This window comes from Clostridium sp. 1001271st1 H5 (assembly GCF_005845215.1).
Taxonomy (GTDB): Bacteria; Bacillota; Clostridia; order Lachnospirales; family Lachnospiraceae; genus Enterocloster.
Genome location: NZ_SPHO01000016.1, coordinates 113,912 through 137,157, shown reverse-complemented (window position 1 = coordinate 137,157; position 23,246 = coordinate 113,912). Strand labels below are relative to the sequence as shown.

The following is a 23,246-nucleotide window of genomic DNA, read 5'->3' as shown; positions in this document are numbered from 1 at the left end:
ATTCCTCCTTTTGAATAATTGATTTGATTAGATTGCCGCTATTTTTTTTATTGCTTCCATCACATGTTCCTTTGTCAGGCCATGGTAATCCAGAACATCTTTATAGGAATGTGCGCTGCATCCAAAGGTGTCGTTAATACCTACAAATTCAATGGGCTTGCATGCTTTGCAGAATGCTTGTGAAACAGCGCCTCCCAGACCGCCAATGATACTATGTTCTTCCGCCGTGACAATACCGCTGCAGCCCTCAGCCATCTTGACGATTAATTCTTCATTTAAAGGTTTTAAGGTGCTTACATTGATTATCTTTGCAGATACGGTTCCCTCCAGTTCGCGGGCAGCTGCAAGCGCCACGCCTGTCATGTAGCCGGTGGCAAAAACAGCTACCTGGCTGCCTTCCTTCAGCACACTGGGAATTCCTATTTCAAATTTTTTTCCTTCTGCTGTCACATTGTCATAGTCATTGCGGTTTAACCTTAAATAGCAGGGACCGTCATACGCTGCAATTGCCTTTACGGCCTCAACTGTTTCGTTGGCATCTGCCGGGCAGATAACAGTCATGTTTGGGATGGATCTCATATATGCAATGTCTTCCACGGACTGGTGGGTGGAACCGTCACCAAAGTCGGACAAGCCAGCAGAGGAACCTACGATTTTTACATTAAGCCTTCCAATGGATATGGTCTGCCTGATTTGGTCAAATGCCCTGCCGGCTGAAAATACGGCAAAGGAATTTGTAAAAGGTATTTTACCTGTCTGGGCTAATCCGGCGGCCACAGATGTCATATTTGCCTCGGCAATTCCCATTTCATAATGACGGTCAGGATAGGCCTGTTCAAACAGCTTCCCCATGGTTGAACCGCACAAATCAGCATCCAGTACAACGATTTTTTCATTTGTTTTTCCAAGCTCTACTAACGTGTTGCCATAAGCTACTCTTTGATTCATATATCCCATAGTATTTGTACTTCCTTTCTGTTTTTTAGATGGATAATTCCTGCAGCGCCTTATGGTAGGTTTCTTCTGTCAGAACCCCGTTGTGGAATCCCACAACATTCTCTGCAAAGCTGATGCCTTTTCCCTTTGTCGTATGGGCTATGATGACAGTGGGCTGTCCTTTGACTGTCTCGGCTTCGTCCAGAGCGGTCAGGATTTCCTCCATGTCATGGCCGTTGATTTCAATTACATTCCAGCCAAAGCTTTTCCATTTATCAGGAAGAGGATTTGTGTCAAGGCGCTCCGTAACTTTTCCCATGGCCTGAAGTCCATTCTGGTCGACAATGGCCAGCAGATTGTCAGCCTTATAGGCAGAGGCAGCCATTGCAGCCTCCCAAATCTGGCCTTCGCCTAATTCACCATCGCCGCAGAGGACATAAACCCTGCTGTCCAGGCCATCTGATTTTAATCCAAGAGCCATTCCAAGCCCGATGGAAAGACCCTGGCCCAGGGAACCTGTACCAGCCTCTATTCCAGGAGTTTTCCGCACATCAGGGTGACCCTGGAGATAGGAACCGATTTCCTTTGTTGTCTTTAAATCTTCTACAGGAAAAAATCCTGCTTCTGCCAATGCGGAATACTGTAGGATGGCCACATGTCCCTTGCTGAGCAGGAACCTGTCACGGTCTGCCATTTGAGGATTTTTTGGGTCATATTTCATTTTGTAGAAGTAGAGCGCGGCTACAATATCAGCCGCAGAACAAGAGCCTCCCACATGGCCGGCAACGCCAACTCCAATGCTTATTACAACATCTTTTCTGAGCTGCTGAGCTTTTGCTGTCAGTTCTTCCAACAATTCCTTGCGATATTTCATATTGATTTTCCTCCTACTTAAAATTTTATGGTTACAGCCTCAAAGATTTATCAGGAAACTCCAAGATAAGTCCTGCGGATACTGTCATCGTTGGCCAGTTCTTCGGCTGGTCCTTGTTTTACAAGCTTTCCGATTTCCAGGACATAGGCACGGTCAGCAATTTTAAGGGCTGCATTTGCATTCTGCTCAACTAAAAGTACGGTAACCCCGTCATCGTGTATTTTCTGTATGGTCCTGAAAATGTCCTGAATTACCAATGGCGCCAGTCCCATGGACGGCTCATCCATCATAAGAAGCTGAGGATTTCCCATCAGGGCGCGGGAAACAGCAACCATCTGCTGTTCACCGCCGGATAATGTTCCTGCATTCTGGTTTTCTCTTTCCAGAAGCCTGGGAAACAGATGATAGCAGTACTCCATCTTATCCTTGATGGATTTCTTGTCTTTCTGGAGATAAGCTCCCATCATAAGGTTTTCACGGACACTTAAAAGTGGGAATACCAATCTGCCTTCCAGTACCTGTCCCAGCCTCATACCGGCAATTTTATGGGAAGGCATGGAATCAATTCTTTTACCCATGAAGGATATTGTTCCGCCTGTGTTTTTACCCAGCAGGCCGGAGATGGTGCGCAGCAGTGTTGTCTTGCCTGCGCCGTTGCTGCCAATCATGGCAACAATTTCACCTGGGTATACATCAAAACTTACATGGTCCAGTGCATGGATTTCTCCGTAATGGAAATCCAGGTCACGAATTGTCAATATGGGTTCCATCTATTCACCTCCGCCCAGATATGCTTCAATTACAGCAGGGTCCGCCTGAACCTGGGATGGAGTACCCAGGGCAATCCGCTTGCCATAGTTCAATACACAGATTCTGTCTGTTATTCCCATTACAAATTTCATATCATGCTCCACTAAAAGCACTGTGATTCCTCTGGCCCGTATTCTCAGTACAAGGTCGGCAAGCTGGTTCTTTTCAGTCGGATTCATACCGGCAGCCGGTTCATCCAATATCAGAAGTATGGGGTCGCTGGCCAGTGCACGGGCAATCTCTAATATTCGCTGTTCCCCGTAGGAAAGAGAGTGTGAGTAATCCATTTCTTTATGTCCAAGCCCAACGAATTCCATGATTTCCTTTGCCTTTTCCACAGCAGCAGCTTCTTCCTTCCGCTGGGAAGGAGTGTGCAAAATGGATGCCAGGACACTGCTCTTCAGCCGGGATTGCTGGCCGACTAAGATATTGTCAAGGACGGTCATGCTTTTAAACAGGTTGATATTTTGATAAGTCCTTGCGACCCCCAGTTTATTGGTCTGGTACATGTAATTGCCGTCTATTCGCTCCCCATTTAATTCAATGGTCCCGGAAGTGGGTTTAAAGGTTCCGCTAATCATGTTGAAGGTTGTTGTTTTGCCTGCGCCGTTAGGTCCTATAAGTCCGAATATTTCGCTCTGCTCAATCTCAAAGCTGAGTCCGTCAACGGCCTTCAGACCCGAGAAGTTAATGGTAAGATTTGTGACTTTAAGCATTGGCATTACCTCCCCGTTTTCTTGCTATCCTTGAAATGCTTTCGCCTATACCGGATATTCCGTGGGGCTGGAACAGAATGATAACCAAAATGAATATTCCGTAAATCAGCATTCTGTAGTCTGAAAGCGACTGAAGCCCCTCCTGGATGACTGTTATTATGATAGCGCCTAATATAGGACCAAACAGGTTTCCGCTGCCGCCGAACAAAAGCATGGTAATAAAGATTACGGACGTATTCTGTACAAATGTGTCCGGGCTGATAAATCCAACCATATGCGCATATAAAGCTCCGGCAAACCCCACATAAAACGCAGAGATGGCAAAGGAGATGATTTTATATTTGCTGGTATTGACGCCGCAGCCGTTTGCAGCCGTTACATTTTCACGGATTGCTATAAAACTGCGTCCTACCCTGGAGTGTACAATGTTTTCCTTGATTATGAGAAACAGCACTACAAAAAACAGGACAAGAAAATAATATGTATATTTACTTTTAATTGTATTAAAAGAGAATCCTAAAATATTGATGGATGGAACCCTTGTGATTCCGATATATCCGTTGGTCAGTCCTGCAAAGTTGGATACCATCAGCAATACCAGCTGGTTGAACGCAATGGTGAGAAGGGCTAAAAAGTGGAATACCAGCTTTGACGCAGGAATGGCTAACAATGCACCTACCAGGGCGGCCAATAATGATACAATGACAATACTGATAATAGGAGGTATCGTCATTCCCATATACTTTCCAAGTCCCCAGTCAGGATGTGTCAGCAGTACGGTTCCGTAAGCGCCGATACAGAAGAAACCCGCATGGCCAAATGAAATCTGACCCGTATAACCAAACACGATATCCAGACCGCTGGTAACGATGGTATAGATACCAATCAGGCAAAGGAGCAGGTAAATATACTTGCTTTGCTTGAATATGATGTTGTGCTCCATCATGAATGGAATGATTGCTGCCAATGCTATTATGATGATATACAGTAATTTTTTGTTTTTTCCCATCACTTCACCTCTTCCACGTTACACTTCATAAACTTTAGCGTTAAAAATACCGGATGGCTTGAAAATCATAAACAGGACCATAACACCATATACGATGAATTCTTTATATGCCGATGAGACATATGCTCCTACAAAGGTTTCCAAAAGACCAATCAATATGGCTCCTACAATGGCTCCGTATATGTTTCCGTATCCTCCGATGACAGCGCCTGCAAAGCTTTTTGCGGACAGCTGGGCTCCTAATTGGTAGGACACATATAGGGTGGGGGCAACCAGAATGCCTCCCAGGCATGCCAATGCTGCGGCAATACCATAGGTAACTCCGATGGTGAGATTGACGTTTATACCCATGCAGCTTGCAGCTGTCTTACTTTGGGCTGCGGCCCTCATGGCTGTTCCAAATTTTGTTTTGTTGAGAAAAAAGTGAAGAATCAGCATTGCCGTAAAGGCAACAGCAATACACAGCAGGCTTTCCTTTGAAACAGTGGTTCCTGCAATCTTTATCTGATTATTTTTAAATAATGCAGGAAAATAGTGGGGGCGGGAGTCCCATATCAGCATGGCTGCGTTTTCCATAATGATTGACAGGGCCAGGGTTGCCAGGACTACATACACGTTCTTTGCTTTTTTATTTACCAGAATGCGGATGACAAAACGCTCCATCATCCAGCCAATAAAGAACATGATGATAACAGCCAGAAACAGAGCTGCAATGAAGGGGATTCCCATGCCCAGAAACTGCCATGCCAGAAATGAACCAAACATCAAAAGCGTGGCCTGCGTGAAATTCATGTAGCCGGATGCCTGATAAATCAGGCTGTATCCAAGGGAGAGCATTCCATAGGTACAACCCAGAACCAACCCGCCTACAATAACAGAAATTAACATATTCATATTTTTTACCTCCAAAATTCCGGAAAAAAGGTCAAAAAAAGAGCCATGAAACATAATCATATCTTTCATTCACATTTCATGGCTCTAATTTATGAATGCTGCCGGGTTTGAATAGGAATCAGCATCAGGGTTTATATGTGTCAGGAGCATTGTCCTTTAAAAAGTTTTCCAGGGTCAGGTTTTTCCCTCCGTGGGTAACGAAAATCTTTTGTCCGCTCATGCATTCTCCGTTATCGAATTTTGAGAAATCGGCATGGCCTGCCAGTATATCAATCTGTAAGTTCTTAATGGCATCCCTGACAGCCGTACCGTCCTTTGTACCTGCTTTATCCACTGCGGTCAGAAGAATATTGGTGGCGTCATATGCACGGTAGGCAACATCATGTGTGGGAAGCTCCCCATACTCTGCCTGGTAGGCTTTTAAAAATTCGATTTCCATTTCAGAGTTGCCTTCTTCTGCTGAATCAGGAATGCAGTGGGGAGTAAAGAATACAACACCGTTTGCGCCGTCGCCGGCAACCTTTCTGATATCTGGAGCGGAGAAGGTTTCCGGTCCATAGATGTATCCGGTATACCCCAGGGAACGCAGCTGTTTGACCATCAGACAGCCCTGCTCACTTTGAGCAAATATCAATACTCCGTTGGGATTTTTGGATAAAATAGAGGACAATGCACCTGTCCAGTCTGTTTCACCTACCATGGCCTGTTCATCTTCAACAATCTTAACGGTTCCTCTTTGGGTGATGACATCTTTTACCTGTGTATAGGCAGAAATATTACCATCATCCTGATATACCAAGCAACCCAAATCCGTGGTGCCGAGTTTTTCCATGGCATCTACCAGGGGTTCTGCACCTCCGGAGGAATTCGGTACGGAGCGGAACAGATAGGTCCATCCCTTTTCCAGCCAGGCCGGATTCATGCCCGTGGCAACTTCCGGTATCTCGGATGCCTCAACAAGGTCTCCTGTGGATTCGATATTGCCGCTTAACTGAGAACCAATAATCCCGTTTACCTTACAATTATCAATCAGGTAGGAGACACCTTTAACAGCTCCCTCTGTGGTTGCCCCGTCGTCATAAAATTCAAGTTTAATCTGTCCTCCCAGGACACCGCCTTTTTCATTCCATTGTTTAATACATAGTTTAATACCGTTATAGCCATTGACCCCTGCAGTTGCCACAGAACCTGTGATTCCGCCGTAATGTCCGATTACATACGCATATTCTCCGGAATCAGCATTTGTTCCTGCTGCCTCACTCCCTGCCGCTTCATTTTCCGCTGCATCCCCGCTTACTGCAGTGTCCGTGTTGGCTGATGTTGAGCAGCCCGTTACTGCAGCAGCCATCATCATTACAGCTATAAAACTCAATACGCTCCTCTTTTTCATAGTACTCCTTTCGCTTGCTGGTTAGTATTATATATATTTAAGGCATGCGCCATAAATATTGCCGGAAGAGGGGAAGCGGAGCGCAGAGAGGATAGTTATTTAGCTGCCTTCCTGTATCAACTCCCACAGACGTTCCAGATGTTCAAACATGGCTTCTTTTGCTGCCATAGCATCCCGTTGTTCCAATGCATCAATAATCCGTTTGTGATATGTAAATGCCTGGTTTTCTTTTGTGTATTTTCTTACGTACAAAATATTGTCCAGTATTGTGTCCCTCAGTATATTGCTTGTCTGGATAAACATAGGATTTTTGCTGGCCTTTGCCACCAACATATGAAATTCAACATCAAGTTCTGAGCATGCTTGGGATAGAGGGTCTACCTTCTGCATCTTTCTATAATTTTCCTTTATCTCCTTTAATTCTTCCTGAGTGATTCTGAGCGCAGCCAGATAAGCCTGTTCACTTTCAATGACTCTTCGGAATTCAACCATATATTTCTGATTATCATATGTAAGCACTGCAACGGGCAAGAGCATATTCATCACCTGTCCCCCATCTAACTTACTTACAAATGTTCCTTCTCCATGACGGCTTTCAATCAATCCAACACTGGACAGCTTCTGCAGAGCACTTCTGATTGACACCCTTGAAACCCCCATCATGGACGCCAACTCATTTTCAGAAGGAATTTTACTGTCTGCCGGCCATTCGCCGCTGCTAATCAACCGTTTAATCTCATCCATCACTGCATCACTGACATTGACACGGCCAATTTTTTGTATTGCCATATTACCTACCTCCAATTTATATCTTTATAATTTAGTATAATCTTTTTATTAAAGACCGTCCACTGTAATTATGATGTATGTCATGGAACGTAAGAAGTAATAGGTAATAAGTAATACAACTTATGTGTTAAATACTAACAACATGAGGATAAAAAGTCAATGGTTTTTTTACAAATCGTATATTTGCATTGTTTTAAATGATGAATATGTACAAAATATACATATGTTATTTATTTAACATCTTTGTTATTGTGATATATTCACAATTTTTATCGATAGATACTTACAAGGGTGAGGGTATACATTAAATAGTTCAACTTTGGGCAGCCGGTCTTGACAAATCAGAGGCAGGTGTTATAATCAAGATTAGCAATAAGCAGCAAAGGCAATGAGGGAAACAGTAGTCAGTGGGAAGTATCCAGAGAGCAGGCCGGTTGGTGGAAAGGCCGCATACCAAAGACTGACGAAGACCAGTCCTGAGCCGCGTCAGGGATGTCCGCACAGGTGCTACAGCACAAAACGGATGGGAAATGGCGCCGTACTCCCGCGTTAAGGGATAAATGAGTGAAAATCAAGGTGGAACCGTGTGAATGCACCCTTGGACATATGAATATGTCCAGGGGTTTTTATTTTCCCGTTTTTTACAGGATTCCGGCGGCGGACATATTCAGTATGAAACGGATTCGGCGGAACAACCGGAATCAACTACAGCAGCCGGAATCATCACAGCAGGCTGATACCAAAGACATGGGACCGGAAAGGCCCGTGTAAAGAAAGGAGATTTGTATGAAAATCATTTTACCGGACGGAAGTGTACAGGAAGCAGAGGATGAGTTGAGGGCCATACGCCACACAGCATCCCATGTACTGGCACAGGCAGTGAAGAGATTGTATCCAGACACAAAGCTGGCCATTGGACCGGCCATTGATGACGGTTTTTACTATGATTTTGACAGGGAGGGAGGTTTCACTCCTGAGGACCTTGAAAAGTTAGAGGCGGAGATGACCAGGATTGTAAAGGAAAATCTGCCGGTTAAGCCCTTTGTACTGCCAAGGGCTGAGGCCATTAAGTTCATGGAGGAAAAGGGTGAGCCCTATAAGGTAGAGCTTATTGAGGACCTGCCGGAGGAGGAGACAATCAGCTTTTACCAGCAGGGAGAGTTTGTGGACCTGTGCGCAGGACCCCATATCATGTATACAAAGGGCGTAAAGGCATTTAAGCTTACAAGCATTGCAGGCGCCTACTGGAGAGGCAGCGAGAAGAATAAGATGCTGACCAGGATATACGGAACCGCCTTTGCCAACAAGACGGACCTGGAGAGCTATCTTACCATGATGGAAGAGGCAAAGAAGCGCGACCACAGGAAGCTGGGCAAGGAGCTGGGCCTGTTCATGTTTGCAGAGGAAGGACCCGGATTCCCATTCTTCCTTCCAAAAGGAATGACATTAAAGAATACCCTGATTGATTACTGGCGTGAGATTCACTACAGGGACGGATACCAGGAGGTTTCCACTCCCATTATCCTGAGCCGCAAGCTGTGGGAGAATTCAGGCCATTGGGACCATTACAAGGACAATATGTATACCACTGTAATTGATGAGGAGGACTATGCTGTCAAGCCGATGAACTGTCCGGGAGGAATGCTGGTTTATAAGAACCAGCCCCACTCTTACCGCGACCTGCCTTTAAAGGTGGGCGAGCTGGGACTGGTTCACCGTCATGAGAAGAGCGGACAGCTTCACGGTCTGATGCGCGTGCGCTGCTTTACCCAGGATGATGCCCATATCTTTATGAGGGATGACCAGATTGAGGACCAGATTAAGGGTGTAACAAAGCTGATTAATGAAGTGTATACACAGTTTGGCTTTGAGTATTTTGTGGAGCTGTCCACCAGGCCGGAGGATTCCATGGGGTCTGACGAGGATTGGGAGATGGCTACAAACGGCCTTAAGAAGGCGCTGGAGGATATGGGGCTTGATTATATTGTCAATGAAGGCGACGGCGCGTTCTACGGCCCCAAGATAGATTTCCACCTGAGGGATTCCCTGGGCAGGACATGGCAATGCGGCACCATCCAGCTGGATTTCCAGATGCCTCAGAGGTTTGACCTGGAATATACGGCTGAGGACGGCTCCAAGAAGCGTCCCATCATGATTCACCGTGTATGCTTTGGCTCCATTGAGCGTTTCATCGGTATTCTGATTGAGCATTTTGCAGGAAAGTTCCCGGTATGGCTGGCTCCTGTACAGGTTAAGGTAATTCCTGTTTCCGAGAAGTCCATGGATTATGCAACCGGGGTATATGAGAAGTTAAAGGCAGCCGGTATCCGCACAGAGCTGGACCACAAGGACGAGAAGGTGGGCTACAAGATTCGTCAGGCCCAGCTGGAAAAGGTTCCCTATATGCTGGTTCTGGGTGAAAAGGAAGCGGCAGAGGGCGCAATTACGGTGAGAAGCCGCGATAAGGGCGACCTGGGCGCTGCAGGACTGGATGATTTCATCGGAGATATTAAGAAGATGATTGAGACAAAAGAGAGATAAATAGGTCATTAAATAATCAAAAAATCACCTGCCCATAAGAACCGAATGGGCAGGTGATTTTTTATGTCAGGCCTGTTTCAGCGATACGGCCACCTTTTTCTTTACAACAAAAGTAGCTGCAAGGGATACAACGGACATAACAAAGCCCATGAGGAAGGCTCTGGAGTAGTCGCCCCCAACGTTCAGCTTAACAGCCGCACGGGGGCCGATTAATCCGGCGATACCGAACATCAGGATAAACTCTGCGACGCCTTCGAGGGTGCCCAGTGTGTGGCCGGTGTACATGGAGGCGGTTCGCCTCTTATGGAGACAATTACCCTTATGAGCCGTTATGATTTGGAGGAACTTAAGAAGATTGCCAAGTATCTGGCTGGTTTTGACGGGGTGGAGTGTCCAAGGTATGAGAGGAGGACGGCTACGCCGAGGGCAATGCTGGAGAAGTTTCAGAATACCCAGAGGTAAATGATTCCATAAGCCCAATACTGAGTACGGCAAAGGCGTTTAAGATATGGGTGTATCCGTATCTTAAACGCCTTTAAGCGTGTATGCGTATTGAAGGAAAGAAGTCTGTGCCGGATACGCAGCTGATTCACGGCCGGCCGCAGCTTTACCGTATCAGAGTACCATCCGTCCCGACGGTCACAACCTGCCACGGTATAAACTTCCCGCTGGCCTGGAGTGCGCGTTTTGCGGCATTTTCAATACCGCCGCAGCATGGAACCTCCATGCGGACAATGGTGACATCCTTGATATCATTGAGACGGATGATTTCCGTCAGTTTTTCAGAGTAATCCACCATATCCAGCTTCGGGCATCCTATCAGGGTGATGCGTCCGGCTATAAAATCATTGTGGAAATTGCCATAAGCAAAGGCAGTGCAGTCAGCAGCTATCAAAAGGCGGGCATCCTTAAAATAAGGGGCCTGGACAGGAGCCAGTTTAATCTGCACAGGCCACTGGGTCAGCCGGCTCTCCATGGAAAGGGTTTTTTCCGTGGAAAGGCTTTCTGTGGAAACAGGGTTTTCCCTTGCTTCCCTGACCATGCGGGCTTTTACAGCTGCCTCGTCATAGGCAGCCGCCTCCCGTTCCTCAAAGGTAATGGCCCCTGTAGGGCAGGTGGGCAGACAGTCCCCGAGGCCGTCACAGTAATCATCCTTTAAAAGCCGGGCTTTTCCATCCACCATTCCGATGGCTCCTTCGTGACAGGCCGCAGCACATGCGCCGCATCCGTTGCACAGGTCTTCATTTATCTTAATAATTCTTCGAATCATTCCTTTATCCTCCTTGAAGCAAAACAGTGAATTGTTGTTATGCTGGAAGTATACTATGGAAAACCGAAAATGTATGTTGTTATGACAACATCTTATCTGCTGATTTTAACATATTTTTTAAAGCAGGCAGGACAGCGGGAAAATGATGGCAATGGCCGGAAGAATATTTAAGACCTTGGTCCGCTTGATACCTGCAATTTTTAAACCCACTGCCAGGGTGATGATTTCCCCGCAGGCATTAAAATTAGCCAGCATGGCGCCGAATACCCCGGTTCCGCTGAAGCAGAACAGGATTATCATACTGATTAACACATCCATCTGCTGGTCATCCAGTGTCAGGGGAAGCCGTTCCTCCAGCCGGTGAAGCCCCTTTAGCAGGTTATCCTCCAGGTTCAGAAGTTCTCCTATGACAGTACCCGCAATAAGGGCCAGCACCACGGCAGACAGACTTTTTAACATGATAATAAGGCTGATTCCCATGGTAATGGCAGACAGGCCAAAGATATTGGGGAGAGCTTCCTTGTTTACTTTGCGGGTTCTTCTGTATCAAGATTCCGTTTCATTCTTAGATATAATTCCTGGAACAGTTCCATAAATTCCTGCACCTTTTCAGGCGGGATATCCCGGAATGTATCTTTTTCCAGTCTGGAAAATGCCTCTGTTACGTTCTGTCCCATCTCTTTCCCAATATCCGTCAGATAAATATAAAAGGAACGCCGGTCGCCATCCGCCCGTCTCCGCTCAATAAGGGATTTTGCTTCCATTCCATTGAGTACGGATGTGAGGGTGGCGGCCTCTATGTGACAGGCATCTGCAATCTCCTTCTGGTTTGCTCCATCATGTCCCATGAGATAGTCCAGGACCTTGGGCTGGCCGGATGTCAGGCCGGTATGGTGCAGCTGGGCCATAAGCTGTTTTAAATAGATGGCATGGCCTGACATTAACAGATAATGAAAATTCATGGATAAACGGACCGCCTTTCCAAATAGTTAGAATTCTAACTATTATAATTCTAACCATAGGCGGTGTCAACCGATTTCTGCGTCCCTGCCTTTCTGCGCTCCTGCGTCCCCCCTTTATTCTTCTGCGCCCCCATGTAATCCTTACAATCTTCTTAATTGTTATTATATATCAATATTAATTTATCGAATATCAATAAAAATATATTGAAAAATAATATAAACGGTGTTATATTCCAATTAAGGATTTCGAGTAAGGTAAAAGCCCTCCGGGGGGCATATAAGCAATACAGAAAGGCGGATTTTAGTATGAATATGCGTTTGGTAAGATTTACAAAAGGGCTTCTGGACATCATGTTTTATATGGGGATGGCTATAACAGCGGCGATTCCGGTTCTTTTTCACTATGTGGGCATGTATATTGAGACGTTCAGGACCTATTACGTGGTCCAGTGCATGCTATACATGGCCTCAGGGGTGCTGGCACTTTTGCTTGTGCTGGAGCTGCGGCGGATGTTTGCCACTGTGCTGGCAGACGACGCCTTTGTCATGGAAAATGCAGCGTCCTTAAAACGAATGGGAAAATGCAGCTTTCTCATAGCCATTCTGTCGGTACTGCGTTTGTTTGTGGCATTTACCCCGGCCACGGCAGTGATTATTATTGTTTTCTCGATAGCAGGTCTTTTCTGTTTCGTGCTCTGTCTGGTATTCGAACAGGCAATCCGTTACAAGCAGGAAAATGACCTGACTATCTAGACAGGGAGGAATGACATGGGAATTGTAATCAATCTGGATGTAATGATGGCCAGGAGAAAAAAGGGTCTGAAGGAATTGTCTGCGGAAGTGGACATTACCATGGCAAACCTGTCTATCCTGAAAAATAATAAAGCAAAAGCAATCCGGTTTTCCACCCTGGAGGCTATCTGCAAAGCCCTGGACTGCCAGCCGGGTGATATATTAAGTTATGAGCCGGAGGAAGGAGAGAGTGAGAATGGATGATAAGATGTATTTGACGGCTGTGACACCCAGGGGAGCTGTAAGCGGCAGCGGGGACCGGACAGAGGAAAGGCTGGGTAAGCGTCTCCAGAGAATAGGAAGGGATTTTGGATTTTTCGGCCTTCTCAGTATTTTTTACGGCGTGTGCGCCAGTTTCTGCCTGTTTCGGAATCCCATGGGGATTACAGTCCCATTGTTCGTGGCAGCCACCTATGGGTCAGCATTCCTGATATTCAGGAAAATGGGAGTGGCCATTAAGAAGGATTCCCGGCTGCTGGCTGCTGTATCCCTGCTGATTGGACTTTCCACCTGTTTTACAGGGAATGTGACAGTTGGGTATTATATGAACCGGCTGGCCCTGATTCTTCTGTTTTGTATATTCATCCTGCACCAGTGCCATCAGGATAATAAATGGAACATAGGAAAATACATGGCTTCCATTGTTCTGTACCTGGCCCAGGCAGTGGGAATGGTATTTTATCCGTTCCGTCATTTAGGGGAATATATACAGTCCCTGAAGGATAAGCGGAGCCGGAATGTATTCCGGCTGCTGGCAGGCGCCTGCGCGGCAATACCGGCAGTTATATTCCTGTGCGTGCTTTTGTCAGGCGCGGACATGGTATTCAGGAACATGCTGGTGGTTGTTATCTCCAGGTTTCTGAATCCGGTCACCCTGTTTCTTGCGGCGCTTCAGACCATATTCTGGTCGCTGGCCATGTACTGCCTGATTTGCAGCGCCTATGGGGGAAGCATCAGTGACGGAATGGCCGATGTACGCAGGCATTCTCCCGTGGCAGCGGTCAGCTTTATGGCTATGGTGGGCATTGTTTACCTGGTATTCTGCGTCATCCAGATTGTGTACCTTTTTATGGGAAAGGGAAGTCTGCCTCTGGGAATGACGTATTCCCAGTATGCCAGACAGGGATTTTTCCAGCTGCTCTTTGTGGCTGTCCTGAATCTTGTGATGGTGCTTATGTGCCTTAAGTATTTTCGTGAACATGCCCTGTTAAATATTTTTTTGCTGTTGGTCAGCCTTTGTACCTATGTGATGCTGGCGTCTGCCGTGTACAGGATGGTGCTGTATGTACAGCAGTATCAGCTGACATTCCTCAGAATCCTGGTGCTGTGGTTCCTGGCCATGCTGTTTGTGCTGATGGCGGGGGTGGTAATTCTTATTTTTAATCACGATTTTCCTTTGTTCCGGTTCTGCCTGGCAGTAGTATCTTCCTTCTATCTTGTGTTAGCGTGGATGCGTCCGGACTATATAACAGCCCGTTATAATGTATCCCACAGAGACAACATTGCCAGGGAGGAGCAGAATGATTTTATGCGTCTTTCCACGGATGCTGCCCCTGCCCTGGAGGGAATGGCGGATTCTGAGATAAAGGAGCGCCTGCTGTCCTGGTATGCGGGAAGATATGAGGTATGGGATGACGGAGAACCAATGGGACTTCGGACCTGTAATTTTTCAGTTCTGAAAGCCAGGTCGTATCTCAGAAACCATTAAGACTGCAAGGAAACCGGCGCAGGAGGTTCATGCATGGTACAGGTATAAGCAGAAAACTCTGAGAATCACTCTATGAATCCAATGGTTTTTCATGTATACTATGAAAAGAAAAATGCGGATGATATGGAGTTGACAATATGAAAATAGCAGTCATGGGATACAGCGGTGCTGGCAAATCCACACTGGCTAAGAAACTGGGCAGACTCTACGACTGCCCGGTTCTGTATTTGGACAGAATACAATTCGAACCTGGATGGAAAGAGCGTGACAGGGAAGAGGCAAAGAGGATGGCGGAGACATTTCTGGATGAGAATCAGGATACAGGCTGGATTATTGACGGCAACTACGCGAAATTCTGCCAGGAACGCCGTCTGGAGGAAGCAGACCTGATTGTATTTATGGATTATACAAGGAGAATCTGCCTGTGGCAGGCTGTAAAACGGTATTTGGAGTACAGGGATAAAACCAGGGAGAGCATGGCGGAGGGCTGCCGTGAGAAAATGGACTGGGACTTCGTGAAATGGATTCTCCGGGATGGGCGGGATGAAGCCCACAGCCATCAGTCCATCATGGCCAGGTATCCCCATAAAATGCTGGTGGTCCGCAACCGGAAACAGTTAAAGGACAGTATGACCAGGCTCATATTGAGGAGCCGTGAGAGGACATTGGGATGAGACAGGAAGAGCTTCTTATAAACCGGCTGGCTGCATATGCAGGGTCAGATATGTATCCCTTCCACATGCCGGGACATAAGCGTATGCCGGGTCCCATGGACCGCTTTGTGAATCCCTGCACAGTGGATATAACGGAGATTGACGGGTTTGATAACCTTCACCACCCGGAGGGAATCTTAAGAGACTCCATGGATTGGGCGGCAGCCCTTTACGGGGCTGACCAGACCTATTATCTGATTAATGGAAGTACCAGCGGGATTCTGGCTGCTGTATGCGGAGCCGTACCCAGAGGCGGGAGAATCCTGGTGAGCAGGAACTGCCATAAATCCGTGTACCACGGAATCTGCCTGAATCAGCTTAAGGCCTCCTATGTTTATCCACAGGAGATAGAAGGCTTGGGGATACAGGGAGGAATCACGGCAGAAGATGTGGACAGGATGCTTAAGCGGTATATGGACACACAGGCTGTCCTCATCGTATGCCCCACCTATGACGGAATTGTATCCGACATAGAGGCCATTGCCCAAATCGTCCACAGGGCAGGGCTTCCGCTGATTGTGGATGAAGCCCATGGCGCCCATTTCCGGTATGACGCCATGTTTCCGCCGTCTGCCCTGGACCTGGGAGCAGATGTGGTGATTCAGAGTGTGCACAAGACCCTTCCCAGCCTGACCCAGACAGCCCTGCTTCATATTAAGTGCAACCGGCCGGACGGCGGATGCTATGCTGACCGGGAGCGCATTGACCGTTATCTCCACATGGTACAGAGCAGCAGTCCCTCCTATGTGCTCATGGCCAGTATAGAGAACAGTATATTCCAGATGGAACATATGGATATGACGTCCTATGGGAGACAGCTGCACAAGCTGCGGACGAGGCTGGGCCAGATGAGGCATCTGCGTCTGGTGGATACAGGAATCATAGGACAGGCAGGAATCAGGGACCTGGATATCTCAAAAGTCGTGGTTTCAACCAGGGGAACGCACCTGGCTTCAGGGGAAGATGGTGATACCGGCTTTACAGGCGCCCGGCTGGACCACATTCTGCGCAGAGAATATCATCTGGAGATGGAAATGTGCGGGGCTGATTACGTGACAGCCATTACAACAGCCATGGACAGCGCCCAAGGCCTGGAGCGCCTGGGGGATGCATTGACCCGGATTGACGGCTGTCTGGCATCCGGCGGTTGGGATGCCCGCAGGGAAAACGGCAAAGGGCCTGTCACGGGAACGGATGATAAATCAGGCGGAGAGGATATGCACAGAGGCAGTGTATACAGTATGCGGTGTGACACGGCCATGTCCATGGGTGAGGCCATGGACAGAACTATGAAGTCCGTTGGTCTGGAGGACAGCGCAGGGTGTATTTCCGGGGAGTTTGTTTATATCTATCCGCCCGGCATACCCATTGTGGCTCCGGGGGAATGGATTAGCAGGCCCATCCTGGAAGTGATTCTGGAATACAGGGATAAGGGGCTACCGGTGCAGGGCCCTGCGGACCAGTCCCTCAGGACCATCCGCATAGTTGAGAAGGACTGACGGGATATCAGAAGAATGAAACAGAAAAAGGGACGGAACAGAGAGACTGAATGAGATAAGGAAGTACGGAGTAAATCATGGGAAAGATATTTTATGTTATGGGCAAGAGTGCCTCGGGAAAGGATACCATATATAAGAAGCTTCACAGCAGGATGCCGGAGCTTAAGACCGTTACCATGTATACCACCAGACCCATACGGGACGGGGAACAAAACGGAGTGGAGTATTTTTTTGTGGACCGTTCTTATCTGGAACAGTGCAGGCAGGATGGGATTTTGATTGAGTGCCGGACCTATGACACGGTTTACGGTCCATGGAGCTATTTTACAGCGGACGATGGGCAGATTGATTTGGAAACAGGAAATTATCTGATTATGGGGACATTGGAATCTTATGAGAAGATGCGTTCCTATTATGGAAAGGAAGCCCTTGTACCAATCTATATCCATGTAGAGGACGGACTGAGGCTGAGGCGGGCCCTGGAGCGGGAGGAGCAGCAGACAATGCCCAAGTATAAAGAGATGTGCAGGCGTTTTCTGGCAGATGAGGAGGATTTCAGCCCCAGCCATCTGGAGCAGTGCAGCATTACAAAGCAGTATGAAAATGTGGTGCTGGAGGATTGCCTCAGGGAAATCATCCAGGAGATTGTGAGGATTTGCGGGGAAGGACGTTAGATTTATAGAAGAGATGCTGTGAAAGCCAACTGTATTTTGCTTTCACAGCACTTTGTTTTTGTGTAATATCGCGGCCTCAGATACTGTGCACCGGCTTCTGAGGCCTTCCGGTCTGGGGATTCTCCAGATTATATTCATTAATCTTATTAAACAGCTGCCTGGCGCTGATGCCCAGCTTGTAGGCGGTAGCTGATATGTTCCATCCCATCTGGTTCAGGACCCACTGCAGATACTCTTTTTCACTGCGCCGTTTAAATTCGCGCCAGGGCACAATGCCGGCCTGGGTGAAGGAGCTGGATGGAGTGTCATCATCTGTTGTCTTCAGGTTATAGAGAATCGGGATGCCTTCCGTGGTAATGACATGGTTCTTGGAAAGAACCACCATTCTGTCCACATGGTTTCTCAGTTCCCTGATATTGCCCGGATAATCATAGTTAATAAGGAAGTCCCAGGCTTTCTCGTCAATGCGGTCGATTCTGATTTGATTCACTCTCTGGGATTCCTCCAGGAAGAAGTGAATCATGTCCACCAGGTCCTCCTTCCTTTCCTTGAGGGCGGGGATGCGGATGACAATGGTACTGATACGGTAAAAGAAGTCCTCCCGGAAGGTGCTGTTGCGCACCTTGGCTACCAGGTCGCGGTTGGTGGCTGTAATGAGCCGGAAATCCAGCTGTTTGCTGTTGTTGCCGCCGATTCGTTCAATTCTCTTTGTCTCAATGGCCCGCAGCAGCTTTACCTGGGTGGTCAGGTTGATGTCGCCCACCTCGTCTAAGAACAGGGTGCCTTTATCCGCCAGCTCAAACTTTCCGGCCCGCCCCTTGATGGCGCCTGTAAATGCGCCCTGCTCATGGCCGAACAGCTCTGCCTCCAGAAGGGACTCCGTGTAGGCATTACAGTTGACTGCTATGAGCGGCATGTCGGAACGGCGGCTGCAGGCATGGATGTACTGGGCAGCCACATCCTTGCCGGAACCGGATTCACCGATGAGGAGGACGTTTACATTGGATGCTGCCACACGTTCACAGTCTTCCAATGCCCTCCGGTAGGCAGGGGATTTTGTGTTGAAAAAAAACTTTTTTTTCATATCGTTTTCGTCCATAATCGGGTCTCCTGTGGTTAGATTTTTAAATTTTATTAATTATGCATAAAATTGAGAAAAAATTAACATGAAAATTGTAAAAGAAGGGAAAAATGGATGCCAAAAATAAAAAGAATCCCTCCCTACCCCCTATTATAACTGAAATTTATTTCACTATCAAGAAAAATAGTTCACGAAAAAAAGAAATTTTAAAAAAGTCAGAAGTTAAAAGAATGACAAAATAGACAATATAGAAAACCTATAAAGGACGGAAAAGCAATAGAAAAAATGAATTTCCATTGGTTAAAAGGTAAAAAATAAAAAAAAATCCCACTTTAGAAAAAGTTGGCACGATAATTGCTCTATTATTATGTGGAATGGAATCCTATGCCTAATAAATAAGAAAGATTCAAAGGGTGAAACATCATGTACATCGTAGTTACAAACAACGTGAAGTGCAGGGACAAGTATCAGGACAAATTAAAAGTGGACTTCCTGGAAAATGGTTCCTACATTGATGTGTTAATCAGGGTGAGAAACTATATACATAAAGGTTATCGCCTGGAAACCCATCCTATGGCAGGGAGCCTGAAGCCTAACCAGATTCCTTACAAGACAATCATAATTTCCGACTCTGAGGTTGAAAGAGAAGAATTTTACCAGTTTGAGATGGTGATGGAGAACAGTATTCAGTCCTGCGAGAAATTCATGAAGGACAGAAGAACTCCTGATTGGCCGGAAAATATACTGGAAGACTTCAGGGACGTGGATTTATCATTGATTGAAGGAGCTGTAAAAAAAATAATATACAAGGAGGAGTGATTAGATGAAACTTGAGTTGGGGTGCGTTCAGATTAACGACATTCAGTTTGCATCGGAATCAAAAGTGGAAAACGGAACTATTTATGTTAATGCAGAAGAGTTGAAGGCACTTTTGTTGGAAGATGAAAACCTGAAGTCTGTTGAGCTGGAGATTGCAAGACCAGGAGAGAGTGTCCGTATCATGCCAGTAAAGGACGTGATTGAGCCACGTGTAAAAGTCAACGGAGGTGGAAACTTATTCCCAGGCGTTATTTCCAAGGTGGAGACAGTGGGAAGCGGAAGGACCAACGTGTTAAAGGGTTCCGCAGTTGTTACCACAGGTAAGATTGTCGGCTTCCAGGAAGGTATCATCGATATGTGCGGCGAGGGAGCTAAGTACACACCATTCTCCCAGTTAAACAACCTGGTTGTTGTATGCGAGCCAATCGACGGACTTGCAAAGCATGCTCATGAGAAGGCTGTCAGATTTGCAGGCCTGAAGGCTGCTGATTACATCGGCAAGCTGGCCAAGGACGTAGAGCCTGATGAAGTTAAAGTATATGAGACCTGTTCCGTAAAAGAGGGAATTGAGAAATATCCTGAGCTTCCAAGAGTAGCTTACGTACTGATGCTTCAGAGCCAGGGCCTGATGCATGATACATATGTATACGGCGTAGATATGAAGCAGTCCTTACCAACTATCTTAAACCCAACCGAATTAATGGACGGCGCTATCTTAAGCGGTAACTGCGTATCTGCATGCGACAAGAATACAACCTATCATCACCTTAATAACCCTGTTATTGCAGACTTATTTGAACAGCACGGAAAGACCCTGAACTTTGTAGGTGTAATCATCACCAACGAGAACGTATACCTTGCTGACAAGATGCGTTCTTCTGACTGGACATCCAAGCTTTGCGAGTTCTTAGGCGTTGACGGCGCTATCGTTTCCCAGGAGGGCTTCGGTAACCCTGATACTGACCTTATCATGAACTGCAAGAAGATTGAAGGAAAAGGCGTTAAGACTGTTATCATCACCGATGAGTACGCAGGCCGCGACGGCGCTTCCCAGTCCTTGGCAGATGCAGATGCAAGCGCTAATGCTGTTGTTACAGGCGGAAACGCAAACATGGTCATCAACTTACCGGCAATGGACAAAGTTATCGGCTATCCTGAGGTTGCTGATATCATTGCAGGCGGATTCGACGGAAGCTTACAGAAAGACGGTTCCATTGTTGCTGAGCTTCAGGTTATCACAGGAGCAACAAACGAGATGGGCTTCAATAAATTAAGTGCCAGATAGGAGGATAAGATGTCAAAGTTAAGAATTGTTCATTATATTAACCAGTTCTTCGCTAACATCGGCGGCGAGGAAAAGGCTGATTACCAGCCAGAATTAAGAGAAGGCATTGTAGGCCCTGGTATGGCGTTCAACCAGGCATTCGGAGAAGAGGCAGAAATCGTAGCTACCGTTATCTGCGGCGACTCTTACTTCAACGAGAACGTTGAAGCTGCTAAGAAGACCATTCTGGATATGATTAGCAGCCAGAAGCCAGACGCAGTTATCTGCGGACCGGCATTCAATGCAGGACGTTACGGCGTTGCCTGCGGTACCGTTGCACTGGCAGTTAAGGAAGAGTTAAACCTTCCGGTCCTGACTGGTATGTACAAAGAGAACCCGGGCGCTGATATGTACAAGACAAAAGTATATATCGTTGAGACAAAGAACAGCGCAGCCGGCATGAGAAGTGCTGTTGCTACCATGGCTCCTCTGGCACTTAAGCTTGCCAAGGGTGAGAAGCTTGGCTCCTCCAAGGAAGAGGGCTATATGCCGAACGGCATCCGTGTCAACTTCTTTGAGGACAAGAGAGGCTCCCAGAGAGCTGTTGAGATGCTGGTTAAGAAGCTGGCCGGCAAGGAATTCACAACCGAGTTCCCAATGCCTGACTTCGACAGGGTAGAACCAAATCCGGCTGTTAAGGATATGGCTCATGCAAAAATCGCTCTGGTTACCTCCGGCGGTATCGTACCAAAGGGCAACCCGGACCACATCGAGTCCTCCAGTGCTTCCAAGTACGGCAAATATGACATCGATGGTGTCATGGACCTGACAGAAGCTACATATGAGACTGCTCACGGCGGATACGACCCAGTATATGCCAATGAAGATTCAGACAGAGTCCTTCCTGTTGACGTTTTAAGAGAATTTGAAAAAGAAGGAAAAATCGGCAGCCTGCACAGATATTTCTATACGACAGTTGGTAACGGTACATCCGTAGCTAACTCCAAGAGATTTGCTGCAGAGTTTGCACAGGAGCTGAGGAATGACGGGGTAGATGCGGTCATTCTGACCTCTACCTGAGGTACCTGTACACGTTGCGGTGCAACGATGGTAAAAGAAATTGAAAGAGCAGGAATCCCTGTAGTTCATATTGCAACTGTAGTTCCGATTTCACTGACAGTAGGAGCTAACCGTATTGTTCCTGCTATCGCTATTCCTCATCCTCTTGGAAATCCGGCTCTGACCTTGGAAGAAGAGAAGGATATCAGAAGGAGAATACTTACTAAGGCTCTGACAGCACTGGAGACCCCGGTTACAGAGCAGACTGTATTTGAGTAAACCGAAGCTAGACATCCGTAAAAAAGAACTTTGCCGGTCCTTCCAATGGTGCCTAAAGTTACCATGGTATGATTCAACAACGTTCTGAAAATGGTGTAATTGCACAAAAAAGAGTTTGCATTCCGTCAGATTAATGATAAAATATTATTTGAAGCGGCATTTTGCAAACCCTGAAATTCAATTGATGTGTAAGGAGATATTCTGATGGACAAGATTTATGATGTCATCATTCTGGGTGCAGGTCCTGGCGGACTTGCAGCCGGAATCTATGCGGGAAGAGCGCGTCTGGATACGCTGCTCATTGAAAAAGGAAAAGACGGCGGACAGATTGCCATCACGGACGAGATTGAGAATTATCCCGGACAGATGGTAGACGGCGAGAGCGGTCCTTCCCTGATTGAAAGAATGACCAAGCAGGTCGAGAAGTTCGGTGCTGAGCGTGTCAGCGATACCATTGTCAGCGTTGATATCGAAGGCCCGGTAAAGACACTGGTTGGCAGCAACGGAACTTATAAGGCACGTACCCTGATTATCGCTACCGGCGCTTTCCCAAGGCCAATCGGCTGCAAGGGCGAGGGCGAGTTCATGGGCAAGGGCGTTTCCTACTGTGCAACCTGCGATGCTTCCTTCTTCGAGGATTTGGAAGTATTCGTGGTTGGCGGCGGCGATTCTGCTGTTGAGGAAGCCATGTACCTGACTAAGTTTGCAAGAAAAGTTACTGTCATCCATCGCCGTGATGAACTGCGTGCAGCAAAATCCATTCAGGAGCGCGCGTTCAAGAATCCTAAGCTGTTCTTCATGTGGGATACAGTTGTGGAAGAGCTTCACGGAGACGGCATCCTTTCCGGCATGACTGTTAAGAATGTTAAGACAGGTGAGCTTACAAGAATCGATGCAGACGAGGACGACGGCCTGTTCGGCGTATTCGGCTTCATCGGATACAACCCAAGAAGCGAACTGTTCGAAGGCAAGTTAGAGATGGACCGCGGATATATCAAGACCGACGAAGACATGCATACCAGTGTGGAAGGCGTGTACGCAGTTGGCGATATCCGTGTAAAGAGCTTAAGACAGGTTGTTACTGCTGCTGCTGACGGAGCAATCGCTTCCATGCAGGTTGAGAGATGGCTGGCAGAGCAGAAATAAGTGATTCATAGTTGAGAAAGG

General features: G+C 47.0%; 24 protein-coding genes and 2 pseudogenes. 12 read left to right on the top strand and 14 right to left on the bottom strand.

Annotated elements, in window-relative coordinates; all coding sequences use genetic code 11:
- Nucleotides 1-27: 27 nt before the first annotated feature.
- The 8 genes from FGS84_RS21870 to FGS84_RS21835 form a co-directional block, all read right to left on the bottom strand.
- On the bottom strand, nt 28-957 hold the full coding sequence (locus FGS84_RS21870) for a transketolase C-terminal domain-containing protein (RefSeq protein ID WP_138310435.1): 930 nt from the start codon (nt 955-957) through the stop codon (nt 28-30).
- 25 nt (nt 958-982) lie between these two features.
- Nucleotides 983-1,810, bottom strand: a complete 828-nt coding sequence (locus FGS84_RS21865) for a transketolase (protein ID WP_138310434.1) — start codon at nt 1,808-1,810, stop codon at nt 983-985.
- A gap of 50 nt (nt 1,811-1,860) precedes the next feature.
- On the bottom strand, nt 1,861-2,571 hold the full coding sequence (locus FGS84_RS21860) for an ABC transporter ATP-binding protein (RefSeq protein ID WP_347563868.1): 711 nt from the start codon (nt 2,569-2,571) through the stop codon (nt 1,861-1,863).
- Nucleotides 2,572-2,580: 9 nt separating this feature from the next.
- The gene (locus FGS84_RS21855) at nt 2,581-3,336 is read right to left on the bottom strand and encodes an ABC transporter ATP-binding protein (protein ID WP_138310432.1); all 756 of its coding nucleotides are present in this window, start codon (nt 3,334-3,336) and stop codon (nt 2,581-2,583) included.
- Nucleotides 3,329-4,345, bottom strand: a complete 1,017-nt coding sequence (locus tag FGS84_RS21850) for a branched-chain amino acid ABC transporter permease (protein ID WP_138310431.1) — start codon at nt 4,343-4,345, stop codon at nt 3,329-3,331. The genes FGS84_RS21855 and FGS84_RS21850 overlap by 8 nt, the downstream gene beginning before the upstream one ends.
- An 18-nt stretch (nt 4,346-4,363) precedes the next feature.
- Nucleotides 4,364-5,239 (bottom strand): branched-chain amino acid ABC transporter permease, encoded by an 876-nt coding sequence (locus FGS84_RS21845; protein WP_171042691.1) that lies wholly within the window; start codon nt 5,237-5,239, stop codon nt 4,364-4,366.
- Between the two features lie 124 nt (nt 5,240-5,363).
- Complete coding sequence (locus FGS84_RS21840; protein WP_138310429.1) at nt 5,364-6,629, bottom strand: ABC transporter substrate-binding protein; 1,266 nt, start codon at nt 6,627-6,629, stop codon at nt 5,364-5,366.
- Nucleotides 6,630-6,728: 99 nt separating this feature from the next.
- Nucleotides 6,729-7,418 (bottom strand): FadR/GntR family transcriptional regulator, encoded by a 690-nt coding sequence (locus FGS84_RS21835; protein ID WP_138310428.1) that lies wholly within the window; start codon nt 7,416-7,418, stop codon nt 6,729-6,731.
- A 786-nt stretch (nt 7,419-8,204) separates the two neighbouring features.
- Between FGS84_RS21835 and thrS the strand changes: the two genes are divergently transcribed.
- Nucleotides 8,205-9,959: a threonine--tRNA ligase gene (thrS, locus tag FGS84_RS21830; protein WP_138310427.1), complete on the top strand. Its 1,755-nt coding sequence runs from the start codon at nt 8,205-8,207 to the stop codon at nt 9,957-9,959.
- Nucleotides 9,960-10,025: 66 nt separating this feature from the next.
- Here thrS and FGS84_RS21825 read toward each other — a convergent pair whose 3' ends face one another.
- On the bottom strand, nt 10,026-10,244 hold the full coding sequence (locus tag FGS84_RS21825) for a hypothetical protein (protein ID WP_243130033.1): 219 nt from the start codon (nt 10,242-10,244) through the stop codon (nt 10,026-10,028).
- Between FGS84_RS21825 and FGS84_RS21820 the strand changes: the two are divergent.
- Nucleotides 10,191-10,421 (top strand): annotated as a pseudogene (locus FGS84_RS21820) (4-hydroxyphenylacetate 3-hydroxylase C-terminal domain-containing protein); the annotation flags it as partial. The gene FGS84_RS21825 and the pseudogene FGS84_RS21820 overlap by 54 nt on opposite strands.
- A gap of 145 nt (nt 10,422-10,566) precedes the next feature.
- On the opposite strand, the gene FGS84_RS21815 reads toward FGS84_RS21820, so the two are convergent.
- From FGS84_RS21815 to FGS84_RS21805, 4 genes and pseudogenes are all read right to left on the bottom strand, one after another.
- Nucleotides 10,567-11,229, bottom strand: coding sequence for a 4Fe-4S binding protein (locus FGS84_RS21815; protein ID WP_138310426.1), 663 nt, complete (start codon nt 11,227-11,229; stop codon nt 10,567-10,569).
- Between the two features lie 117 nt (nt 11,230-11,346).
- Nucleotides 11,347-11,484 (bottom strand): DUF554 family protein, encoded by a 138-nt coding sequence (locus tag FGS84_RS31845; protein WP_279232847.1) that lies wholly within the window; start codon nt 11,482-11,484, stop codon nt 11,347-11,349.
- 15 nt (nt 11,485-11,499) lie between these two features.
- Nucleotides 11,500-11,742, bottom strand: a pseudogene (locus tag FGS84_RS31840) (DUF554 family protein); the annotation flags it as partial.
- Nucleotides 11,743-11,753: 11 nt separating this feature from the next.
- A complete protein-coding gene (locus FGS84_RS21805; RefSeq protein WP_138310425.1) occupies nt 11,754-12,191 on the bottom strand; it encodes a MarR family transcriptional regulator in 438 nt (145 codons plus the stop codon).
- Nucleotides 12,192-12,497: 306 nt separating this feature from the next.
- Here FGS84_RS21805 and FGS84_RS21800 point away from each other — a divergent pair, with 306 nt between their 5' ends.
- The 6 genes from FGS84_RS21800 to FGS84_RS21775 all read left to right on the top strand — a co-directional run bounded on the left by FGS84_RS21800 (nt 12,498) and on the right by FGS84_RS21775 (nt 17,577).
- Nucleotides 12,498-12,944 carry a DUF2975 domain-containing protein gene (locus tag FGS84_RS21800; protein ID WP_138310424.1) on the top strand — a complete coding sequence of 149 codons (447 nt, stop codon included), beginning with the start codon at nt 12,498-12,500 and terminating at the stop codon, nt 12,942-12,944.
- Nucleotides 12,945-12,959: 15 nt separating this feature from the next.
- Nucleotides 12,960-13,187: a helix-turn-helix transcriptional regulator gene (locus FGS84_RS21795; protein ID WP_138310423.1), complete on the top strand. Its 228-nt coding sequence runs from the start codon at nt 12,960-12,962 to the stop codon at nt 13,185-13,187.
- Complete coding sequence (locus FGS84_RS21790) at nt 13,180-14,691, top strand: DUF4173 domain-containing protein (protein WP_138310422.1); 1,512 nt, start codon at nt 13,180-13,182, stop codon at nt 14,689-14,691. The genes FGS84_RS21795 and FGS84_RS21790 overlap by 8 nt, the downstream gene beginning before the upstream one ends.
- Nucleotides 14,692-14,828: 137 nt before the next feature.
- Nucleotides 14,829-15,365, top strand: coding sequence for a DNA topology modulation protein (locus FGS84_RS21785; protein ID WP_138310421.1), 537 nt, complete (start codon nt 14,829-14,831; stop codon nt 15,363-15,365).
- The gene (locus tag FGS84_RS21780; protein ID WP_138310420.1) at nt 15,362-16,903 is read left to right on the top strand and encodes an aminotransferase class I/II-fold pyridoxal phosphate-dependent enzyme; all 1,542 of its coding nucleotides are present in this window, start codon (nt 15,362-15,364) and stop codon (nt 16,901-16,903) included. The genes FGS84_RS21785 and FGS84_RS21780 overlap by 4 nt, the downstream gene beginning before the upstream one ends.
- 77 nt (nt 16,904-16,980) lie before the next feature.
- Nucleotides 16,981-17,577 (top strand): guanylate kinase, encoded by a 597-nt coding sequence (locus FGS84_RS21775; RefSeq protein WP_138310419.1) that lies wholly within the window; start codon nt 16,981-16,983, stop codon nt 17,575-17,577.
- A gap of 76 nt (nt 17,578-17,653) precedes the next feature.
- Here the strand turns inward: FGS84_RS21775 and FGS84_RS21770 are convergent, their stop codons facing one another.
- On the bottom strand, nt 17,654-18,676 hold the full coding sequence (locus FGS84_RS21770; RefSeq protein ID WP_138310418.1) for a sigma-54 dependent transcriptional regulator: 1,023 nt from the start codon (nt 18,674-18,676) through the stop codon (nt 17,654-17,656).
- Nucleotides 18,677-19,081: 405 nt separating this feature from the next.
- On the opposite strand from FGS84_RS21770, the gene FGS84_RS21765 reads away from it, so the two are divergent.
- The 4 genes from FGS84_RS21765 (at nt 19,082) to trxB (ending at nt 23,225) form a co-directional block, all read left to right on the top strand.
- Complete coding sequence (locus tag FGS84_RS21765; RefSeq protein ID WP_138310417.1) at nt 19,082-19,477, top strand: GrdX family protein; 396 nt, start codon at nt 19,082-19,084, stop codon at nt 19,475-19,477.
- Nucleotides 19,478-19,481: 4 nt separating this feature from the next.
- Nucleotides 19,482-20,762, top strand: a complete 1,281-nt coding sequence (locus FGS84_RS21760; RefSeq protein ID WP_138310416.1) for a glycine/sarcosine/betaine reductase component B subunit — start codon at nt 19,482-19,484, stop codon at nt 20,760-20,762.
- Nucleotides 20,763-20,771: 9 nt separating this feature from the next.
- On the top strand, nt 20,772-22,079 hold the full coding sequence (grdB, locus tag FGS84_RS21755) for a glycine reductase complex selenoprotein B (protein WP_138310415.1): 1,308 nt from the start codon (nt 20,772-20,774) through the stop codon (nt 22,077-22,079).
- A 204-nt stretch (nt 22,080-22,283) separates the two neighbouring features.
- Nucleotides 22,284-23,225, top strand: coding sequence for a thioredoxin-disulfide reductase (gene trxB / locus FGS84_RS21750; protein WP_138310414.1), 942 nt, complete (start codon nt 22,284-22,286; stop codon nt 23,223-23,225).
- Nucleotides 23,226-23,246: the final 21 nt, after the last annotated feature.